The following is a 23,032-nucleotide window of genomic DNA, read 5'->3' on the forward strand; positions in this document are numbered from 1 at the left end:
TCCCATCCTGAGCCCGTAAATCCTGTGTAAGGGCACTTGAGGCATATTCGGCGAACACGTCAAGATTATTGCTGATCTTATAGGTCCCTTCCACGCTCAACACTAAATTTTCCTTTGGCAGTACTTTTTTCTGTTCCGGGACCGAATCGATGGAATTAATGGCGTCCTTGGCGTAAAAACCAATAACACCTACCGAATATTTCTCGGTTTCGTACTCGGTTTTTAGCCCGTACCCCATTCGCTTGTACGCAGGTACCGTTCGCGGATCCTCATTGTCCGGGGTGGCTTTTAGGAGCCGTCCCGCCATGGCACTTACCTTAAACCTTCCTTTGGGGGTAAGGTCCACGCCTCCGCCCGTAAATTGGTGCCCGTTTAGGGTATAGGGCGAAAAGGCCATGTTTACATCGCCAATATGCCCTGTTATCCATTTGTATTTGGGGTGCAGGCTAAGCCTGTTGAAGTTAAAGGGCAATTGGTAATCCAACTTTTCTCCCTGATTGGTAAAGCTGTAACTAATGGGCATTGCAAAACTGTACAACTGCACGTTGAGCGTTCCCTGTAAAAAGTACGTAAACGGCTCGCGCGCACTGTTCTGGTTGGAATTATAGTACACGCTGTTGGCGGCAATATTGCCGGTAACCTTTAGCGGTTTTTCCTGGCCAAATTGTTCCAAATCGACGCTTTGTGCCATGGAAATACCAGCTACAGATAAAAGTAGTATGCAGAGTAGTTTTTGTTTCAATATTTAGTTAGAATAGATGGAGTTAGCCTATATGGTCGCTGTATTTTGTTTTTGGTGTTTGAAAGGTGGTTATGTTGTGTTTTTTTATTTATTCTTTTGTTTCTATGCTTTTTTGTCTCGTTTTCCCTCTTTTATTGTTTACTTCTTGTTTGACTTTTTAACTATGCTCCACGCAAAGTTGGGAAACCTGAAAGCTTTCGTAATCGCGTAGCGAGGAGAATCATATGATTATTTCATTTTAGATTGCTTATAACCTTTTACAAAATATGTCCATGCCATAAATAAAAAAAGAGCAACTAATAAAAACCTCCAGTTGCTTGATTCTAATTTGGCAACGGCATAAACAAGCCCAGAAGTTTTGGAAGATCCCAGATCAGAGTAACTTCTTTCGCCCATTATTTTTGAAAACCATTTAAAACTTATTGCCAAGGAGAGTAATAAAGAAATTACTCCTAAGACAATATGTTCATACCATTTTATTTTATAATTTGATTTTGCCATAACTTACTTATTTCGAAATGTTTTCCAATTCTTCTTTTGTGTGGTTATCTAAAAACTCAACTACCTTATTTAAATCCTGTCTACTCCATTCAGGCCACTCTTTTATAAGTTCATTGTATTTAGATTTCAATTGCTCATAATTTGGATTCTGAGACAGCTTTGATACTATCAAACCATTAATCAATGTTGTTGGAAGATGCATTGATTCATTTAAAACTTTTTGAGAATTAATAAATTTATCAAGTTCATGAATTTCAGTTAGTTTTTCTAAAAATGGATAAGCCACTTTAGTATAATATTCATACAAATCATTGACCATTTTGGTTATATCTTTTTCTGTTTCAATATCGTATTCTAAAACAGGAAATTCTCCATTATCAAATAATCTAGTTTGTTTAGTACCATATACGGTATATGGATCTCCTTTCTTCAATCCTCTTTCAAGTAAAATAGTAGCTAAAAGGTTATTTACTTTTACTGAAGAAATTCCATAATGAAATGTAGAGGGAAAAGTAATATCACTATCAACTATTCCATAACCAATATAATATTCGTAATCCTTATCTTTTTTAAATAAAAAACCCTTTCTTTTTTTAAATCCTAATTTTTTAAATTTATCTGATAATTTATTCAATAAGACTCTATTAACCTCTGATTTTTTCATTTCTTTAAAAATTAATTATTTTTTTAAATATACTATACCCATCAACAGCAACATCATTTACATAAAATTCAACGTTATTACCAATGCTGATTGGCTCTATCAAGTTATTGCTTTTCACATCAAAAAATTCTAAGGCATTCTTCCCTCTCGGTTTAATGTTTTGAACATTTCCATTTTTTAGAGCATTATAAAAAGTTTTTTGATTTGGAGTAGACCAGCTATTTACAAGATTGTCTGCTGTCTTTGTACTCAAATTTTGAACAGTACTACTTTTCGCATCAATTATTTTATAAATACTCCCATCCTTCACCAGGTTGTCCAACCTACAAGTTATTACATTTCCGTTCTTTAAAGTAATATCTACAGTAATTTGTCTACCCACATTGGTATTACCATAAATTTGTCGTAAATATTTGGTAACATTCATTTCATGGTTGGCCCAAAACTTTTTGGTAGTATTGGAGATTGTATTATTTGTTATAGCTATTTCTGTTTCATTTTCGGCAAAATCTTTTGCCGCTTCTGCCAATTCATCAAGTACATTATTTGTTTTCCCTGAAGCAACATTATTACCTCCATTCGTAGATTCAATATCATCAACCCCTTTTTCTATAGCTTCTATTAATTCATCTGCCTTATCATCAGGAATCCCTCTTTTAATAAAGAGCTCCCTTAACTTTTCTTTACCTTTTAAAATAGCTTCAGATGCTCTCTTTTTAATATAAGGTGAGGAGGTAAGCGCTTTTACTCCATAAGTAATAACCACGTTTAAAGCACAAGCTTCAAAATCAAAATCTTCTTTAAAACCTTTGGCATCTGTATAACCATTAATCAAACATGTTCCGGCACCTGAGGTTAGAAGTTCTGTTAATAGACTCTTATATTCAATTGTACTTTCTGCTGCAGACCAGCCTACTGACATCCAATTAATGTTTTCTGGTTTAGCTGCTTCTTGAAAGGTTTCATACTGGTCGTCAAGGATATAATTAAAAGTAGCTTGTAGGCCATAATCTATTATAGCTCCTTGCAATGCATCTTTCCCCTTCTCAGTAATAATTTTCTCAAGCCCGGCTTTGCCTATTTGCTTAGAAAGTTCTTGCATAAGGAATGGACCAAATTCTACGACCAACCGATAGCCTGAATATGCAATTAGTGGAGCCTCAGCCCACCTCGAAGACCATTCTGCTATAAAAGGATATGCCGAATTAGTGTTATATTTACTTGTGTACTGATCATAAAAATCTTCATAACTAATCGATGATGCTTGCCCTGCATCTTCACTCGCTATTATTTGTCTCTTTATACCACTGTATTGTGGATCGTTAAAGACACCATACCGCATTAATAGATCGTTAAGGGAATAATAGTACCTGTCCGTTATTTCTACATAATCATCGGATTCTTCATAATCCCAGTCTCCTCCATCCTGAATATAATAATCAAATGAATTTTTATTATAGTTTTCTACATCTAAATCGCCCCATAAATCATAGATTGAATAATATGTTGTAAATACATTCTTTCTACCTTCATAATGTCTGGCAACTCCTTTATACGAGAAAGTATCTTTAAATTCTTCTATAGTTTTTATGTTAAAGTCACTGATGACCGTAATTAACTCTTCTTCAACTTCACAGTTATAGTCCAAACAGTCAGCATTATCTACCACAAAATGTTCACCGTTGTAATTATCAGTCAGGTAATTGGCGAGTTCTATGAGTTTCTTATCTTCCTCACTGCCTTTTTCTATTTCACCTACATAAAGTTGGTATATTTCAGTTCCGACACCTTCTTTTAAACCTTCTACTTCGGGAATGTCAATATAATACTCAAGGGCTAGGAGTACACTTTCCATTTGGTCTTCGGAAAATCTGTAGATATTGCTTTTATCAGGGATTCCCTTATATTTTTGGTATAGTTCCTTTAAAAAGGCTTGATTGATATTTTTTTCCTTCTTTTTAGGATGCATCCCCCATACAAAAAACTGCTTTCTCAGTGCATCACCTTCATAATTGGCCATTTTCTCATAGGTAAGGTTCATGATATATGGCAGAAAGTGGTTTTTCTTAGGAGACTGTTTAAAACTTGTAGTATTGTTATAAATACTGTCTAGGATACCTTTTTTTAACCCAGAGAAGTGTCTCAGGGCAAATCTGGCTTCTCTCAGTTCTTTTTGTTCTGGAGAGCCTGTTTCTAATGATCTACTGCTTAACTGGCCTTCTATTTCGGTTATGTGTTCATTAACGGTTTTTCCTTTAAATAAAGAAGTGACCTTTAATGTTTTTCCATAATCGGTGATGGCAGCATAAACTTCATAATCCGGGCTTTCCCTGTTAATGGCAGTTAATTTATCGTTTAAAGCGGTTAGTTTCCGTACATCATATTGCCCCTGATACCGGGTAGCATTGATGATATACTTTAGATCTTCCACATCACTCCCTAAAAAGAAAATGTACCAATTATCCCTATTTGATTGTTTGTTCAAACTATACAGGTAATCCAGTTGCTCTGCTGAACTCTTATATAATTTGTGGTCTACCGTTACAATAGAGTCCTTTTCGGTAGCCCCTACTGTTGTTATGAATAGGAGCAACAATAAGGATGCAATGATATTTTTGATAATCCGGGTCATAACAATATTTTTACAAATGCCATTCTTAATTCTACCTTGAGCTCTTCAATAATTTCGTTATCAGATTTATTAGCTGATTTTCCTTCTTTGATGATCTTCATATAATCTATATCAATTGCTTTTGACTGTGAAATGAAATTAGAAATTATTGTTTGGTCTTCCTTCTCACTAAGCACCTTGGAAAAAAGATATACAGCATACCTTTTTTCAGCATTAAACATATCTTTAGTTGAAATACTTACTTGATCGCTTTCCACTGTTTGGTCGCCTAAGGTCTCAAATCCAAATTCTACTTCTTCGGATACATCGGAAGGAATATCATCAAGGATAAAACTGTTATAACTGTTCACAATTTCAACCTCACTATCCCTTCCCTCCCTATACAACTCTCTTATTGCCTTTTTAAGTAGATCAGCGGCTTCCTTTTTAATTTTCTCTATTTCCTCATTAGCTTCATTAAGACTTTGTTGTGCGTTTTGGAAATCTTGTTGAGCCTGGTTTGCAGCCTGGGTATCTCCAGTTGAAACAGCTTCATCATAATGCTCTTTGGCATCCAGCATGTCATTTTTTGCTTCTTCGACCTGCGATACCAGTTCTTGTGGCAAACCTTCATCTTTGATATCCTCCATCAAGGCATTAGTCAAAGCTTCAATATTTTCCCTCGTAGCCTTATCAATATCCAAGTTCAATAATTCCGTGACAATATCCGCTAACTCCCCAATAGCCTCGGGTATCTCGGCAACAGCATCAAGTTCATCTCTCACATCGTCCACATTGCCCCAATCGGGGTCATAAGTGGTGTAAAGCGTCCCAGCATACAGCTGGTAATCGGTATTGATGCGGATGTTATTGAATTCTACGGCTATTTTCGTATCGGCCAGGTAGGGTACTACAATATAACCTGCCCCGCTATAGGTCCCGTTTTGCCCCTCCACTTCTTTTACCGTTACCGGGAAGTCGCCGGCGGTGAACACCTCGTTGGCAGCAAGGCTTGGTAGCGGGGTTTTGTTGCTGATACGTATTTCGGGGGCTATGCCACAATTATAGTAACTGTCTGCCGTTTTTATCGGTGTGGTAAATTCCTGTACCGCCGAGTAGGTATACCTCGGTTCCTGATTGGCAACGGGTAGCATACACTGCCCGCCCACACGGAACTCATAGGTGGTGCCCGGCTCCAGATTATAGATGCGTGCCTGCGGGTTGATGGCGTTGACATCGAACCAAACCGCACCGCGCACTCCTTTCTTTTTGTACTGTACCTTATACGCCTGGTGGTCCAGGTTGGGCTGCCAGGTGATTTCCTCGCTGTCGCTGCTGAGCGATTTTGCCAAAATAAATTGAGGTGGCTTACAATCAGCAGTATACGTAAAATAAAAGATTTCGCTGTACCCATTGTTCCGAAACACGGAGGTCTCGCTGATGCCATCGGTGACCAAGGCGCGTACCCGCCAGGCATAGGTCTTGTTTTCCAAAAGCGGCGTCTCCCCCGGGCCGTACAACAAGGTATTGTTACGGGTGGTTGTTTGGTACAGGTTCGGGCTCGCCAAGAAAGCGGCCTGTGGGTCTATCTGTGTGTCCCATAGTTCCCGGAGCTCAAACTCGTACTGTACGTTGGTGGCATTCAGGTGCCTTGGCGTCCAGTTGAAAACAATGTTCTGCGGGTTCTTTGCCTCTACCAAATCCCCTTTCCTGGGCAGATTCAAAAACGGTGGGTCGTTGACAATAAGGTATGCATTGGCGCACCCCAATTGTGGGTTCGACAGCCGTTGACCCGATACCCAATCGAAGACTTCAAAACAGAAACTGTAATTGCCGTCCGGTAGCGGGCTGTTGTATTGCTGCGGGGTGATGCCCTGCAGGTTCTGCAGTTCGAAATACGGGCGCAGGTCGATATTGGTGAGCCTGAGCGGTACGCCCCCATCGGCAAAGACGGGATTGGTACCGATGACAAAATCGTTGGAACGGATATTGAGCCCGTTCCCTTTGATGGTCAGCCGGAACCGGAGCTGCCTGTTGTATTCGTTCACGTCGGTCATGAGCACGTTGGCGATGAGCTTGTCGCTCTGTGCGGTCACGTAATCGGACAGTTTTAAGCTATAGGGCGGGATAAGCTGCGTGTGTACCTGTACGGGGTAGACCTGGGCCAATCCACTTTTTGAAAACAATACGCATAGCAGGACCATTAAAAAGAAATTTCTCTTTTTGATCTTAAAGCCTTGATATTTGAAATTTGTGTTCATAGGTGGATCAGGTTCGTACTGTTAGTTTATGATTATTCTGTTATCGTGATAGAATATTCATTAGTTTCATAAAATTCATCTCCTTGTTCAAAGACTACCCGAATTGAAAATTCTCCGGGATGAAATTCATACTCTGATTCAAGCCCTCTAATTACAAGGTGATCCATTCTATGGTATACATTTAAACCAAAAGGATTTTCATAAGGCCTGTCTCCTAACCTTGAGAAAAATGAACACTTTTGTAAATCAGTTAAATGTTCAACAAAAAAGAAATCATCTGTATCCTTATCCGTAACAAATACTCTTACTTTATTTGATTCGATAAAACCTTGCCCTTCATCACCAGTATTGTCGACATTCATAAATGCTCCGCTTAATGCAATATTGTACGATGGTACATTGCCACATGCATAGTCCACTGCTTCAAGCTTCGTTATTACCGATTCTAAAATTTGCGGTTTTTTGTTATAAACAACCATCACGATATTATGTGCCCTGGAATCATCACTGTTTTTTAAGTTGAACGATTGTTCATTGCCCACTGTATACTCGATATTATATGTCCGATATATCTCATAGGGGTCATCCGGTATCATATTTTCTGGGATTGTAAAATAAAGACTGTCGTTTTCTATCCTAACATTTTCCAACAGCACCGGTTCGGTTGTTACTTCTTCCGGGATAAGCTTCGCATTGATGGCATTGACCTTTGGAGATATGTTTTTCAACTTAATCGCATGTTCAAAGCCTTCATGTGAAGCCACATTGTATTCAGAAAAATTAGAATTTTGTTCTTCAAAAACCACATCAAAGGGTAATGTTGTAAATGCCACTTTTTTATCGGATACCTCTCCTGTTTCTGTATCATAAGCAAAGAACTCATAATCAGTATATGGTTCTAACCCTACTTCTCTGTTCTCATCGTCATAAACCTGATTTATTTTAGTATCATTTTTCTTTCTGTATGCAATAGCAATACTTGATAATCCGTTAAAGTTTCCTTCCTCATAATCCACTGTTGTGGCCGAAACATTTGTAACAGTTATGTCCCAAATCGTTTTATCGACTTCTTTAACATCAGGTGTTTCATCATCCTTTGAGCAAGAAAGTAATAATGTAAACATCAACAGAAATAATAATTTGTTTCTCATCTTTAATTTTTAATTAGATTCTTTTTGCGCTTTTATATCGATCAATATATAGGAATCACTTCCCTCTTTTATAAATGCTGTTATTTTGATAGCCCCTTTACGTCCATCGGCTGTTTCGAACAGTACAATCCGTGGGCTTACTTCATTGGTGAAATGCTGTGAACCGGCATTCGTTTCTTCTATGGTTAAATTCTTGAGCAAGCTATCGTCTTCCATACTGTCAAATTCCGCCACCGACATGGAAACGCCACAACCACAATTTTCCTGTGTGTTGATAAACTTGGTATGGGTGGCATTCGGGATTGCCGAAAAAGTAGTTTCTTCGGTAACCTTGTCGGGTGCTATAAATTTGTTAAAGCTAAATGTGCCGTCCAGTCCAAAGAATACGATATCTATTTCTTTTCCTGTTTCGGTCGATACCCCATTTTTTGTATATACTTCGCGAGTCGTTGTGGAGAAAAATGCTCCGATATTGTTATTGTTGTGCGCCGTATTGATGCCCAGTTTTACGTTTTTATGTGTACTCAAATTGGTGTCCGGGAAAACCTCGAATGTTTTGGTAACCTCCTTGGTTTCCTTTCCGTTGGTTACTTTTAAGGTGATGGAATGCACTCCGGGAGTATCAAATGTTGCGGTAGGGGCTTCTTCTGTTGATGTCTGCGGCAAGCCCCTGTCAAAAGTCCATTGATATTCGGTGGCACTGATGCTGTTATTGGTCATTGTCAAGGTTACCGGGGCCTGATAGTCGTCATCCTGAAAGGCCACTTCCCAGCCAAAATCGGCTTCCAGATAGGGCTTCACTGTAATAGTCCGTTGTTGCGAGTAATTTTCAAAATCGGTTCCGGCCTTTAATGTGATTTTATGGTCTCCCGGCGCTGTAAAAACTACATTTTGAGGATGCTGTGCTGTTGATGTTTTGGGAATCCCTCCTTCAAATGTCCACTCATAAGTACTCGCCCCAGTAGTTTTATTAGTGATATTTACTTCCACGGGAGAAAAATCGTCTTTTACGATCGCCACATCAAAATCGAGGTCAATTCCATCAAAAACGGTTATCGGAAAAGATTTTTCCCCTGCTTCCCCATCTTGATTGCTGGCCTTTAATTTGATAAGGTAATCGCCCCCTTTTTCATAAACAATGGTTCCGGGATTCCGGCTCGTGTTCATGGTATTCGATATGCTCCCTTCCAAAGTCCACTGATAGGCATCTGCACCTGTGGTCTTGTTATTGATTTTTACCTGCACGGGAGCCGAAAAATCATCGTTTACCACGACAATATCATAATCTACCTGCACCGGAACCGCCTGTTCTTTGGTGCAAGAGGAAGTGGCAAGCAATAATATGCTCATGAAATACCTTAGTTTTAATATGTCTTTGTTATTAATCACCATTCTATTTTACTATTCCTTCTAACGAACATGAGATTTCTCCCTCCGGTCGAAATGACTTTTCATCTTTTCCATTTAATCCTTCAATATTTAACTTTCCAACTTTACTTTATAATCACCCTTCGTACTTCGTTTCCTTTCGGGGTTTCCAATAACAGGATATAGGTGCCCGAAGCCAATGCCGTGCTATAGGATTCCGAATAATTATCCCTGTTTATCATGGTCCGTATGTCCGAAACATCGGCGGTCAATAAACTGATGAGACGCAAGGCCACATCGGCGGTTTCCGACAGCTCTATTTCTACGGTGAAATTGCCGTCATTTGGGTTTGGATGTATCAAAAACTTCTTTAGGAACGGTTGCTCGGCCTCGCCTATATCATACAGTTCTGTTGGCTCTTCCACCACGATCTGTTTGGTATAATCCTGATAACAGTCGCCTTCAAGTGTCCGCAAACGGACTTCATAGGGTCTGGTTTTTTTGAATTTTAATATGATGGCCTCATTGCTTTCCGAAACAACCGTAACCCCGTCGGGCACGTACCATTCGGTCCCTTCGCCCAGCGGACTGCTAACGTTCACCAATACGACTTCTTCTCCCACGAAGGCCTGCGAGGTAATCAAGAAATCGGCGTCGATGGCCGCATTGCTCTGTACTATTTCAATTTGATCTTGACCAATGCATCCCAAAGAAGTAGTAATAGTAGCCGTATAAACTCCGGCCTTGCTTAAGGTTACCTGCGGATCGGCACTTGTAAATCCGTTATTGGATTCCCAATAATAACCTGCCCCTGCATCGTCAATGGCGATATCCAATGAAAATTCTTGATCGTCGCATAAGGTCCTGTCTTCACCTAAATCGATATAAACGGGCTCGGGGTCTTCCAAAACAATTTCTTTGTAGGCAATACAATCTTGGCCGTCGATTACCCGTAACGTGTACTTTCCTTTTGATAGGTTTGAAATAGAATTGGTTGATCCACCTGTATTCCACTGATATTCATACGGCGGGATTCCCCCGGTGATATTCATGCGTATTGCTCCATCATTGCCTTCAAAACAGGTCGGGTCCTTTTGCACGACTACGTCAAACCGTATCCCTCCCGGTTGTGCCACCTCCACATTGCCGCTTACTTCGCAGCCACGGCTATCGGTCACAAAAACGAAATAGTTGCCGCCAATCAGTTTTTTGATCTCTTGTGCGGTTTGTCCGTTCGACCATTTAATGGTGTACGGCGGTGTCCCCCCCGTGATGTGTACCTTGGCCGAGCCGTCGTTTCCTGCATCGCAGTTTACCTCAGTCGTTGTAAAACTTACTTCTAATAGATCGGGTTCCTTAAAATAAAAAGTGCTATCGATGGCCTTTGTTAAATTATCGCTGGAGTACCTCCCCATTACCGTTCCCTTGGAATCTTCCACGTTTAGGGCATAATTCCCATCGTTTAAATTAAGGGCAATGCTATCCAATTGATCTGTTAAATCTTCCCATTGCCCGGCTTCGTTCTGTTTTTTCCAGTGATAGATGTACGGGAGCCCGCTATCGAAAGGGACACCCCCTGTTATGTGTGCTACCAGGGCTCCATCGCTATACGGATCTTGATATTCATTTGCCGTGTTACACGATATGGGTATCTCTATTTCGATAACCGCTTCAATGGGCTCATCAATAACAAACTCGCTATTGGCAAGGGTACAGCCCAGTTTCGTGGTCGCTATCCCGTAATTTTTATCCTGAGCGGTTAAATAATACGTTCCCGCGGTAATGTTTTTTAACCGGATAACATATGAGCCGTCTACCGTTTCTGCCGAGGTCTGGGCATTTAACAATGTACCTTCTTCGTCTTCCCAGAAATAGGTATAGGTGTCATCATCAAAAGAAGTACCTCCGGTAACCACTGCTTCTATCCAGGCATCATTGGCACCTATGCTTGTTGGCCTGTTATACTGCGGGTAACTTATAGAAACCGGGGCCTCGGGTTCGGTAATCGTTACTTGTGCAATCGCTTCGCAGCCCCTGTCATCGATGACATGGACTTCATAGGTCTTGGCGCTTAATTCGGTTGCCCGTGCAGTTGTATCCCCATTGGACCATTCAATGTCATAGGGAGCTGTCCCCCCGGTAATGGAAACTTCGGCCCAGGCGTCGCTACCGGCATAACAATATACATTTTGTTGGGTCGTGCTTATTTCCAAAAGTGGTGGTTCCTCCAATGTATAGAGCGTGTCAATGGCTTCTTCCAACTCATTATCAATTCCATAATTTCCTAAAATCACCCCATTGGCATCTTTGATGTTCACGGCATATTCCCCGGCATCAAGATTAACGGCGACACTATCGGTCTGGCTGGTCAACACCCGCCATGTCCCATTGGCATTTTTCTTTTTCCAGGTATAATAGTAACGAAGTCCATCGTTAATCTCGGACTGTAACCACACCCCTCCTTTGGCGTGGGCGGTAAGTTCCCCATCGGCCCAGGGATTTCCGTGTTCATTAAGTACATTACAGGAAATCACCTTAGTTTCTACAACTATAAGTTCCAAAGGATCGGGTTCGTCCAATTTGTACATATCAGTTGCCGTACACCCCATATGACTGTCCGTTTTTGAATAATTGGCATCCGTAACCGTTAAGGAATAGGTGCCCTTGCCTATGCCATTCAATTTGATATAATAAGCATTGGTCCCTAAAGAGTCCGTTACTTGGGTATTTAGGTTATTTCCGGCCGAATCTGTCCATTGATAATTGTATGTTTTGTTCGGTTTTGGTGTTCCCCCGGTAATTTTGTACTGGATATAACCATCGGTCAGTCCGGTGGCTTTGGGCTGTTTATAGGCAAACTCTTCTACCATCAATGGTTTATCGGGTTCATCAATGACAACTTCCCTAGTGGTATAGCAGTCGTTAGAGTCATATACGTACAAAGTATAGGTCCCGGCATAAAGGTTCTCTATCCTATTTGTTGTTTCCCCATTACTCCATTCGTATCTGTAGGTCTCTCCGGGGTTTAATGTCCCACCGGTTATACTGGCTTCTATCCAAGCATTGTTGCCACCTTTACAATACACATCCTCTAGGCTAATACTTATTATTATTGGGTCAGGTTCCTGTAATTCGTATTCAATATTAGTAGGTCTTTCCAAGGCATTGTCTTTATGCTTCCCAATGATAATTCCATTTTCATCTTTGATATTGACGGCATACTCTCCCTGGGATAACCCGGATAACACACTGTCTTTTTCATGTTCCATTTCAATCCATTCCCCCTGGGCATTCTTTTCATACCAGGTGTAATAATAAAACTTACCTCCATTATCCCCAGCCTCCAAACGCACTCCTCCCCGTCCACGGGCGGTCAACTCTCCATCGATTAAATCAAATTCATCATTGGTACTGGCATTATTACATGAGATTGCTTGAGTTTCATCTATGATCAAACTCAGAGCTTCCGGTTGACCAATCTCAATATCCCCAACGATAATTATACACCCTTTACTATCTTCAATTGTTGCAGTGTATGTTCCTGCTCCAACATCCAACAACCTTTCGGTATAAGTAAAACTATCGTCGGTCTCTTCTTTCGAATCCGATTCTGTATTGGGATTGCTTATAATCGATCTGTCTTTTTCCCAAACCACCGTATAACCGATATTGTTATGGTTTCCGCCGTTGATTTCAATGGAAATCACCCCATCGGTAAAGCCATGGGCGGTAGGCTCTTTGGTTTCAGCCTCAATGAGGGATGCTTCTAGGGTTAACGGTTCAGTTATTATTTGTGCTTCTTCTATTTCTTCGCCTAAACCGATTATATCCCCTGTTGTTTCATCCCTTTCTATCTCTTTTGCAATACAGCCATTTGCATCTTGTACTTTTACGGAATAATTCCCTTTTGGCAACCCAGAAATTACAGATGTATTTACAGATGAAAATAATGTCCAGTCTCTATATACAGCACCTTCTTTTAGCAATTGGTATTTATAAGTTCCTGTTGTATTTCCTCCGGAAGCTTTTATACTGATAGTCCCATTATCTTCTCCATTACATACTACATCGGTATACCCTGTAATGGAAAATTCTACCGGAGTGGGACGTACAATAGTAATATCAAGAGAGTGATTGGTGCCATCTGTATAATAAGGAAAATCATTATATTCTGAATCTTCAATAGCAATAGGGACTTCTTCTTCATCTCTATATTCCGTACCTTCCCCAAACCCTATCATTTCAAAAAAGTAATGATCGCTTGGTACCAGCCCATCTATCTCTATAAAATATTCACCATTTTCTTCTGTAAAGCTGGTTAAATTATTTTCATTAAATAATGGCGTATAATAAGGTTTGCCCCCAATATCGCCAGCAGGTTTGGTTTTATCAGATATAACATAACTGATTTTGTCTCCGGAGTCTAATTGCCTGTTAAAATAAAGTTTTACAGAGCCATTGGAATCATAACACTTTGGTTGGGTTATGTCTTTTCCGATTATTTTTGGTGCTGATTTTCTTAAATCATAAAATATTTCATCATTTGATGTATATCCTTGACACGATTTAATTCTGAATCGTATTTTTTTATTTATAGCATCTTCATTTAAAAACTCATTAGGTACGATATCAAAATTTTTTTTACCCATCGTCCAATATGGCATATCTCTCCACTCCCATTCTCCCTCTATACGATATTGCCAATTATAGGACGTATTCGAAAATCCCATAGAGTTACTAGCAACCTTTATATTAAATGGATCATCATATCCGATAATGGTATTAGAATTTTGGAATAAATCAATTAATGGCTCTGCATGATCAAAAGTAAAACTTAACTCAAAACAAGCCGCATCGGCGTGAAAAGTTTTTTTCTTAATTGCTCTAGGAATAAAAGTTTTACTTGGGCATGTAATATCTTCAACATTAAATGTTCTAATATACTCTGATGTACAATCTCTTTGGGCATTTTTTATATTAGATGTTGTTCTAATCTCAAAAGTAATATTATTACTTGCATACATCTCGACAGTACCCTTAATTGTCTCCCCAAAAGCCTCCCATAACTGATGTTCGTTGTCATATATATACTTTATGTCTGATGATGATTTAAATATCAACTCCCTTATTCCTGCTTTTTTTCCATCTTTACAATTACAATTTTGATTAGGAATATTTAGTGTCCAATATATTTTATACTTGTTCTGAGAAAACAAGCATGTTATACTAAAAAACATTATCAATAAAAGCAGAACTCTCTTCATGCCGCTTAGTATTTTATGTCCATAGTTTCCAATATAGAAAGCTCGCCTGTTTTAAGGGTCGCCCGTATATGGTAACTATAGGTATTGTTAGGGTTAATATTTGTATCCTTTATTTCGGTAATACCCGCCGGCAATACCTTAAAGGTCACGGGAGGTTGCCCTGCTACATTTTTATATAAGGTTACCTCGGCAACTTCTTCTTCGTTTTGCAGCTTCCAGCGGATTTCTATTACATGGCTCTCCCTATCGGCATAACCGGTAAAGGATTTCATATATGCTTTAGGTTCTATATTGGTTATTGTTACCGTAACCGGCGTGGATGGCTCCGATTCCAGCCCACTTTTATCGGTCGCCATAATTGCATATCGGTAGGTTTTGTTCCCGGTTACTTCCCGGTCGGTGTATTTCTGTATGGTGTCACTGGTCGAGAATACTATTTCCCAGGCCACATCATCGGTTATATTCTTTCGGTACAGGTTGTGCACGGCACCTTCTTCGGTACTTGGTTCCCATTGCAATTGTACGGTACCGTCCGTTACTTTGTAATTGGTGAAAATTGGTGACGACGGAGGTACCACATCCGGTTTTTCCAGTTCCAAAACTTCTGAAAAATCGGATTGGTTATAGCGTTTGTCCACTGCTATAACCGTATAATACACCTTGCCGTTCAAGGATTTTAACTGTACCGTATCTTTGAAGTTGACCGTCTCTGTAGGGGCCACGGTCAACTGTACCGGTTCCTCTTTTTCAATGTTTTTCCTAAATACGCGGTAGCCAAATATATCTTTTTCGGTATTGGCCTGCCACGATACCGTTACCACGCCCAGACTGTCAATGGTGCCTTCAAGGTTTACGGGCGGTAACGGCGGAATGGAATCTACCGGTTGTACAAGTGTTGAAAATGATTCCTTTATTTGATTGTTTTCGCCAACGGCTTGGATTTTTATATAGTTGGACGGGTTTAATTTTGAATACAGTATTTCCCTTTTATGTTTGGGAATGCTGTCAAAGATGAGCTCGTAAGGCCCTTCGTCCTTATCGGCTCGTGTCATTGTAAATTTTTTGATAAGCGCTTCGCCTTCTTCTGGGTATTCCCATTTGATAAGGGCTTCATTTTCATTATCTGTCCATTCAAAATTTGCTATCCTGGGCGTAAACACCAGTGTTGGGCTTGCTTCCCCCGAAATTACTTCCGAATAAGGGCCTTTTTCTCCAAAAGGGGAAATACCATAGACCCTGTAATGATATTTTTTGTGGTTTTGTGCCAAGGTGTCTACATAGTACATACGCTTGGCAGGGGCATCGGGCTTGTCGTTCAGGTTGACAATGGGTGTCGGGCTCAGTTCTGTAAAGTGGGTACCATCTTCGGAACGTTCTACGTTATAAGAAGTATAAATGGTTTTAAAAAGTGCATATTCCCATGTAAGCATTACATTTTTATCGCCCCAGACACCATGAAGTCCCATTGGTTTTGGGAGCTCCTCGTATTTATCGATCCCTGCCAGTACCGAAGCGCTCTTTACAATGGCTACCTCTTGTGGAATGGCCGTTTTTACCTGATAGGCATATTCTTCGCCCGGTTTTACCTCATAATCTACATAGCCCCACCCCGCTTTTACTGCGGCCTTAAAATTCATATCGGCGGCATAAAGGCCAAAGGAGAAACGCTGCTCTATTTCCTGAACAGTATTTATAATTTCTGCTATCTGTCCTTGGTTCTGGGTCCCTTCCACTTCAAAACCTTCTCCGTACAGTGCCTGGGCAATAATGGCCGCATAATCGTTTTCTTCGACGATCTGTTGCCATTTTTCTACCGGATCGGCCTTGATAAAGATAGGGGTCGGGTTGACTTTTTCCAATGGGTCGACCCGGGCTCCGTTTCTTTTGAACACATACTTATCCAAATAAAAACCATAGGTATTGGCCCGTTGCCATTCCAAAGGCCTGTCCACCGCCCAACGCAACAATATTTTGTCCTGTTGGGCACGGGCATGTAGTTGAACGGCAGCCGTATCATTCACTGTAGGGTCGTATTGTGCTTGTGTTATAGACACAAACAGCAACGTTAACAATGTAAGTACCGTTTTTTTATTTGGATAAGTAAGGCTTAAATACATTAGGATATTTAATCAATTTTTGTATAGGTGTCAACATTTGTATAAGTATTTTCACCATCTACATATGTTTCTTCCGATGTAAAAGTGTTTTTATTAAAAGTAATTTTTGCAGTATATTTATCTCCATTTTCATATCTTGTTTCATATACACCTTCTCCTTTGTTTTCCCATTGAAGGTTATCAACTCCTTGTGAAACGCAATCTGTACCATCTTCATCAAAAAATTCAGAAGTTAGTGTCCCATCTACTTTAAATTCAATAGTTGACTGTTTTTCACATTCTGATAATTCTGATGGTTGTTGTTCTCCATCCATATATTCGATTGCTTTGGTATATTGCCATTTCCCAATAACTGGATCTTCTTGCTGCACGCCCTCATCATCCCCACTTTCATCAGGTGTCATTGAATAAACATGGATATCTTGCACACTAGAATCCCCTGAAGTATATGTATACGTCTCTATTAAGGTTTCTCCTTCCAGCTTCACTTCAGTTGTATATCCATCGTCTTCTATGTATGTAAAAGTATATACTCCTTCAGCAGAAATCATCCAATCTATATTTTGACTCCCATCTTTTTGACATTCATCATTTACATCTCTGTAATGAAATGTGGAAAGAATAGTTCCGTCTTCTTTAATATCAAAATTGTCCATTTTTTCACAGGCATTCATCAGAAAAGTTGTTTCTTCCCCATTTACTATCTGTCGTTCCTCTATTTGATACCACTTGCCAACTATTGGATCAATGGTTGGCTCTTGTGAATTATCATCATCACTACTACAGGCTACAAAAGACATTACTGTCACCATTACTATAAACATTGTTTTTTTCATTCTTTTAAAAATTTTAAATTACTGTTAATCAATTCTGTGCACTTGTTCTTTTATTTACTATGGCTGCACTTCACCTTGATTTTTTTATCTAAACCTGTTGTTGTTTTTAAAACCGTATCGGTAACCGGTCCCTTTTCCACCTCCCGGCAATACATACTGCATATCGATAGTGTATTTCCCATAGCGCATAAAGTAAAAGTCCTTGTCCAAAAATGCCGCCGCCAAACTTCCCTTTGGTACCAGGCCATCTACATAATCATTTAGTATTTGCGAACGTAAATCCACCCAATCCTTCTTGTAAATAAGCGGCAGGTTATAGAAATACGGGAAGTTGGTCTGCATCCATGCATGCTCGACATCGTTTTGGGCACTGCTCAAATAGTACGCCAACACCGGTACCGCTTTTCTGGGCGGCATCCCGTATCCATCTTCTTCACGGTTTTCAACCCTATATGTTCCCCCAAGCGGATATTGCCCGTATATGGGCGGTTTCATATCCTTTTGGTAATAATCATCGGTCAAGGTTGCCGTTACACTTACCAAAGGTTTGTTTTCGGTATAATCATTTCCGGTTAGCTCTGCGACATCAAAGGTTTCGTCGCTTTGTATCCGGTTTGCCAAAAAGATGACATCGGAATAGATCTTGCCCCAGTTCCGGCTCACCGTTTTTATGGCCCTTGCCTTTTCTGTAAAGGTATTGTACTTGCTGGTCGAAAAATCATAGCTCAAGCGGTCTATCTCTCCTTCTTTGATAATGCTTTCTGCCTGCGTTTGACGGATTTGGGCAGTGTTCCCATCCCCAACATTTTTGTTCTCATAAGTTGCTTTGCTGCCCGATGTACTTTTCTTTTTGGTCGTACTTACAATGGCCATTTTATATTTGGCGGTATTTTTCAGTTCCGGCAGGTTGTAGTACACTTTATTGTCTGTTGTTTGATAATTAAACGCTGCCATGGTTTCCTTTCCGGTCTGGTCCACCATTTTGACATCGGTTTTCCAATCGGCCAGATCGAACAGGTAATCCTGTCCGCGTTCCAACTGGATATATCCTTGACCGTGTTCTTCCTGCAAGAAATATTTTTGGTCGATCACCGGATATGCATACACAATGTTGTGCAATGGGATATGGTCGGGTGCTTCCCCCGTGGTGAAGTCCCGGGTTTCGGTTTCCACCGCTTTTTTGCCATCCACCATCAGGGTCCGGTAGTTTCCGTTTACGTATTCCTGAAAGCTCACTTCCACCTCAACCTTCATTGGCTGATGCGGGGGTAAGATATCGGTAGAAATAAACGTTCCCCGATCACCGTTCATACCCCATTTTATTTTCCCGGGGATTTCTTTTCCATTATGGACAATCCTGAATTTATCTACAAGAATTTTATAGGTTTTATCCCCCTGGTCTTCCGGAATTACAATCGGCTGATTGACTTTCATGGAGAACGTGGCCTGAGGCGCGGCAAATACATCAATGTCTTTGGTACCGTCCTTGGGGGTAACATCAGCAATTATTTTCATGCCACCCAAAGGTGAAGCATTCATCAGCTCACATTCTTCCCCAATGGTCAGTTTTAACCGGAAATTTCCTTTTACAAGTCCTCCAAGAAGGTTAAATTCACCAGCCACATAGCCCTTCATCCAAACGGGATTCGGGGCTTTTGCCTGCAATAAAACTGCTGCCGCACCCTTAATAATGGGTATCTTCTTTCGTATAAAGAAAAGTTTGATATTGATTCCCAATTCTCCTTGCAAATACGCATACGCCTGCCCGTTGGCATACCAACCGTCGATTCCGATTTGTTTCCCGCCCCTGTTTGAACAGGCCGCTTCACCATAATCCTTCAGCATGATATCAAATCCGGCACCTGCCTGGAACCTCGCATAGAGGATCAAGAAGTTGATGTCGCCCGTATCCACGGATATATCGGCACCAAAAGCAAAGCCACGGCCTTCACCAAGCGCATTCAGGTCCCGCATATAATCAAGGTTTTGCACATCTTCCTTTAAAATTTCCGCTACGATAGGTGGTGGAGGTGGACTTCCCGGGATTTTATCTCCTATCATAAAATAGCCTCCTGATTTTACAGAGACAGGGCCGACACCGATTTTTAAACCCAGGCGGTCGGTAGGGGTTCCCATATGGAGATACCATTCATTTGGTGATGCATGATATACGGCCCATCCGGCCCTTCCGCCACTGGCCCGTCCTTCAACAACCCCTCCGGCAACATTTACAAAAACATCCAATTCCCCGTGAAGGGTAGAATTCTCAAAATCGAATTCAATGCCCAGACTGGCCTCAACCCCCATTTGCGTATTGATTTCAGGAAAGCTCATTTCTGCTTTCTGCAAAAAGGGCTTTCCCATTTTGGCAAGTGATGAATTGGGGTCAATATTGATATAATCGTCCAAGGCAGGGGCATTTTCCTTTACTTTGCCCATCAAGACATTTATATCATCTCCCAAGGGGAGGTCTGCCATAAATTTTGCCTGTCCAAAAAAGCCCATCCGGGACACCCCTCCATTTTTATTGAAAAGGATTTCAAAACCCGCTCCCGCGTCAACCACTCCGTTGGCCCCTATGGAGCACATCATCATAGCTTTTACACCCAAGCCTTGCTCTTTATCAGGTACATATGACAACCCGGAAGGTGAGAATTCAGAACCAAAGCCCCTTCGCTTCATTTTATAATAAGCACCTCCGGCAAACCCTTTAGGTGTTATAAATCCTGTAGTCGTTCCCGGCGGCACCAAATTGTTCACACTGGCATCAAAGTACCAGTACCGATATCCGTCGACCCTTCCAAAAATCCCTTTGGCACTGACCTCAACTCCCTTTAATCCATTAAACGTTGCACTTAATTCCCCGGCAAAGCCATCTCCATATTCAGGATCGTCATCCATGATGGTCAAGGAACCATAGAAAGCAAAGGCCCCCATGTTCGCGGAGACCGAAATCATTCCCATATCAAGTCCGTCATACCTCCACCGTTGCCTGTAATCCCGCTCCTCATTTAATGCCTGGACCCCCAATCGGGTGGAACCCCCAAATCCTGCCCCGTCCATTAAATTGATGTTCAGGTCAAACCATAAGGATGCATAATTTGCTTGTGCAGTTAATTCTATATTGGCAATGGACACAGGGAAGTTGCCAAATTTCACTTCATCCCTATATCCCAAGTAGCCTATGGAAAGTGCCGGGCTTTCTGTTTGCAGCACAAATTGTTGGAACTCGATCCCCTTGAACTGGACCAGTGCCGTAGAATCTTGCCCTGTGGGTGCCGGTTGCCCTTCGTTTGCCAATGTTTTCTTCTGACTGGCATTGATTGCCAACCGTCCGTTTAAAATGGCCTTTGGCCTGAACTTCCCCTCAACTACCCGCAATTCGATACCGCTATTAGGGAACAACTGCCCTTTGGCTTTCCATAAATTAAAGTCGACTATGGAATCGGTGGCCACTTGGAGCATATACTCTTCCTGGGTAATGAGCCCGAGATAACGCAAGCCTATTTTTCCGCTTTCATTGGTTTGTTTGGATACCGGCATCAGGATGCGACCATCCAATTCAGCTCCGATAAATTGATTGGCTGCCAAACTCACCTCAATATGATCTAAAGAATAGGCCCAGGCACTTTGCTCATTGGTTCTTCCCTGATCCATCTGAAATAAATTATCGGCATAAAAAGTTCCCGATAATCCATAGGAATCAATTATCATATGATGCGCCCCGAAACCAACCCTTCTTTTTTGGTCAATTGATTCTTTGGTTTTAAATTCTTTAGGAAGCCGAACATCAATGGTTTCTATATACACTCCCCGCCAGGTATTCGGGTTGGGCATTAACAGTCCTTTATCGGCATAATATTCCGGAAAGGACACACTGGGAGAGTTCCTCAGGTCGCTAAAATCGAGCACGGCCTCGTTTGCATAAAATTGAAAGTTTCCATCGAAATCCTTTCCATTTCTTTTTTTGGCACGTGTGAACGGCTGTATGGATACGTCTACCAACAAATCGTTCCAATCCTCAACGGTCACGTTAAAATCTGCCCGGACCCTTGTCCCGGAGGCTTCATCTACCTCTCCGTTTTCCATGACCGGAAGGATATAGTTACGCGAAAATTCAACGGCCCCGTTTATAGCTATGTTTTTAATTCCGTCGCAATCGATCGTGGCATAGGTTAGATTGGGCGTGAAGCCCGTGCTGTAGTCAAAGCCCCCGTGAAGCGTTACCAGCCAGTTACCTCCGTTAAAAGGGATGGGAACGTCCCCGAGCAGGACCAATTTAGCATCGCCCACTATACCTCCCTGATGTGAAAGTTTTACGTTATCGGCCCCAAAAAACAATTCCAATGGCTCCCCTTTTTCATTGCTCTGGGGTATCCTGATGCGGGCAAAAACGGTCAGCTCGGTATATTGGGGGTTAATCTCTGCCTTTACCACACCTATGGCATATTCTACATTTCCAATAGTATTTTTTACCCCAACGGGCAAAGCCACAATGTCTTCATTCCCGAAACGGTCTACCCAGAGCCCGCTTTCTTCTATTTTCTTAAGTGAAGCAGCTGCCTCGTTTTGAAGGGTATTTACAGAATCGGGAAGTTTATACCTTTCCTTTAAATACTGCCAGTTGAATTCGGGGGATGCTGTTTTTTCTGCCTTTAAGCTTTCTTCTGCCTTTGGAAATTTGGCCTCCAACTTGTCCAAAAAAGAAATGGAAATTTGTTTCTTCAACGATACGGGCTGTCCTTTTTTATCAAGTGAGAGCGTATCGGTATCGGATAGCCCATAACCTCCAGGGATGGAGGGGTACATTGACAGGGAACTAAAAAAACATATACAGAGTAGTAGTTTTTTCATAGGCATCGTTTAGGTATCGAAATAGGGCACAACTTAACAGAAATCTCCTTATTATATTTAGAAACAGATAACTGCAAAAAGTCACTACAAATATACTTTTTTCTATAACAAATCAAAGACCGGGAAAATGAAGAATTTGTTTCTTAGAAAATATCCTTTGTAACCGAGAAGAATCCGGTAGGACAATTACTTCCTTAATTTTACGCTTTGATGATTGAACAATTCCCTGTCCCTTGAAAGAAATAAAGAACAAAAAGCTGCCGAAAACATCTATTTTACTGCTTATGGCAATATATAATATTGGATTATTATGTTGTATAATACGCAGGTACTTAAGGGATGTTCCTTATTAAGGTCGTAAAAATCTTCAATGTGCATCATTTAAAATTTAACATATTATCGATAAGGGGATTTTTCCCCTTTTCAAAAGTCGTGTCACTATTTTGGAACTATCCCATAATATATATTTCCATGGAAACATTCTCTTCACTTCGATGCAAGTTTGTTTAAAACTGCTTCCGTTTGTGTTTTTATAGGTTTAGGGAAGACAAGGAACAGGTCATCGATTTGCTTATACTTGCTTTTCGATTTTCCCTCTACACACTAAGCATCTTTTTAATGATAGCGCTTCGTTTACCGACGAATTCATATGGATAGCGTTTT

The 23,032-nt window shown here is 40.8% G+C and carries 10 protein-coding genes and 1 pseudogene; all 11 read right to left on the bottom strand.

What is annotated here, in order from left to right; translation table 11 throughout:
* Nucleotides 1–742, bottom strand: a pseudogene (locus PSF86_RS17375) (hypothetical protein); the annotation flags it as partial.
* A gap of 228 nt (nucleotides 743–970) precedes the next feature.
* Nucleotides 971–1,243 (bottom strand): hypothetical protein, encoded by a 273-nt coding sequence (locus tag PSF86_RS17380; protein WP_277901368.1) that lies wholly within the window; start codon nucleotides 1,241–1,243, stop codon nucleotides 971–973.
* Between the two features lie 7 nt (nucleotides 1,244–1,250).
* A complete protein-coding gene (locus PSF86_RS17385; RefSeq protein WP_277901369.1) occupies nucleotides 1,251–1,907 on the bottom strand; it encodes a hypothetical protein in 657 nt (218 codons plus the stop codon).
* Nucleotides 1,908–1,911: 4 nt separating this feature from the next.
* On the bottom strand, nucleotides 1,912–4,539 hold the full coding sequence (locus PSF86_RS17390) for a hypothetical protein (protein WP_277901370.1): 2,628 nt from the start codon (nucleotides 4,537–4,539) through the stop codon (nucleotides 1,912–1,914).
* Entirely contained in the window at nucleotides 4,536–6,779 is a 2,244-nt protein-coding gene (locus PSF86_RS17395) for a fibronectin type III domain-containing protein (RefSeq protein ID WP_277901371.1), read from the bottom strand. The genes PSF86_RS17390 and PSF86_RS17395 overlap by 4 nt, the downstream gene beginning before the upstream one ends.
* 32 nt (nucleotides 6,780–6,811) lie before the next feature.
* Nucleotides 6,812–7,930 carry a hypothetical protein gene (locus PSF86_RS17400; RefSeq protein WP_277901372.1) on the bottom strand — a complete coding sequence of 373 codons (1,119 nt, stop codon included), beginning with the start codon at nucleotides 7,928–7,930 and terminating at the stop codon, nucleotides 6,812–6,814.
* Between the two features lie 9 nt (nucleotides 7,931–7,939).
* Nucleotides 7,940–9,280, bottom strand: a complete 1,341-nt coding sequence (locus PSF86_RS17405; RefSeq protein WP_277901373.1) for a PKD domain-containing protein — start codon at nucleotides 9,278–9,280, stop codon at nucleotides 7,940–7,942.
* A gap of 143 nt (nucleotides 9,281–9,423) precedes the next feature.
* Nucleotides 9,424–14,562 carry a T9SS type A sorting domain-containing protein gene (locus tag PSF86_RS17410; RefSeq protein WP_277901374.1) on the bottom strand — a complete coding sequence of 1,713 codons (5,139 nt, stop codon included), beginning with the start codon at nucleotides 14,560–14,562 and terminating at the stop codon, nucleotides 9,424–9,426.
* 5 nt (nucleotides 14,563–14,567) lie between these two features.
* Nucleotides 14,568–16,679: a fibronectin type III domain-containing protein gene (locus PSF86_RS17415; protein WP_277901375.1), complete on the bottom strand. Its 2,112-nt coding sequence runs from the start codon at nucleotides 16,677–16,679 to the stop codon at nucleotides 14,568–14,570.
* Nucleotides 16,680–16,687: 8 nt separating this feature from the next.
* Nucleotides 16,688–17,491, bottom strand: coding sequence for a lipocalin-like domain-containing protein (locus PSF86_RS17420; protein ID WP_277901376.1), 804 nt, complete (start codon nucleotides 17,489–17,491; stop codon nucleotides 16,688–16,690).
* Between the two features lie 108 nt (nucleotides 17,492–17,599).
* The gene (locus PSF86_RS17425; protein WP_277901377.1) at nucleotides 17,600–22,369 is read right to left on the bottom strand and encodes a hypothetical protein; all 4,770 of its coding nucleotides are present in this window, start codon (nucleotides 22,367–22,369) and stop codon (nucleotides 17,600–17,602) included.
* Nucleotides 22,370–23,032 lie beyond the last annotated feature (663 nt).

This window comes from Galbibacter pacificus, assembly GCF_029603165.1.
GTDB classification, from domain to species: domain Bacteria; phylum Bacteroidota; class Bacteroidia; order Flavobacteriales; family Flavobacteriaceae; genus Galbibacter; species Galbibacter pacificus.

What these genes read in the sequence shown, in the direction of transcription:
- PSF86_RS17385 (WP_277901369.1), bottom strand. Translation starts at nt 1,907, where the DNA reads ATGAAAAAATCAGAGGTTAATAGAGTCTTATTGAATAAATTATCAGAT.
- PSF86_RS17400 (WP_277901372.1), bottom strand. Translation starts at nt 7,930, where the DNA reads ATGAGAAACAAATTATTATTTCTGTTGATGTTTACATTATTACTTTCT.
- PSF86_RS17395 (WP_277901371.1), bottom strand. Translation starts at nt 6,779, where the DNA reads ATGAACACAAATTTCAAATATCAAGGCTTTAAGATCAAAAAGAGAAAT.
- PSF86_RS17390 (WP_277901370.1), bottom strand. Translation starts at nt 4,539, where the DNA reads ATGACCCGGATTATCAAAAATATCATTGCATCCTTATTGTTGCTCCTA.
- PSF86_RS17415 (WP_277901375.1), bottom strand. Translation starts at nt 16,679, where the DNA reads ATGTATTTAAGCCTTACTTATCCAAATAAAAAAACGGTACTTACATTG.
- PSF86_RS17380 (WP_277901368.1), bottom strand. Translation starts at nt 1,243, where the DNA reads ATGGCAAAATCAAATTATAAAATAAAATGGTATGAACATATTGTCTTA.
- PSF86_RS17425 (WP_277901377.1), bottom strand. Translation starts at nt 22,369, where the DNA reads ATGAAAAAACTACTACTCTGTATATGTTTTTTTAGTTCCCTGTCAATG.
- PSF86_RS17405 (WP_277901373.1), bottom strand. Translation starts at nt 9,280, where the DNA reads ATGAGCATATTATTGCTTGCCACTTCCTCTTGCACCAAAGAACAGGCG.
- PSF86_RS17420 (WP_277901376.1), bottom strand. Translation starts at nt 17,491, where the DNA reads ATGGTGACAGTAATGTCTTTTGTAGCCTGTAGTAGTGATGATGATAAT.
- PSF86_RS17410 (WP_277901374.1), bottom strand. Translation starts at nt 14,562, where the DNA reads ATGAAGAGAGTTCTGCTTTTATTGATAATGTTTTTTAGTATAACATGC.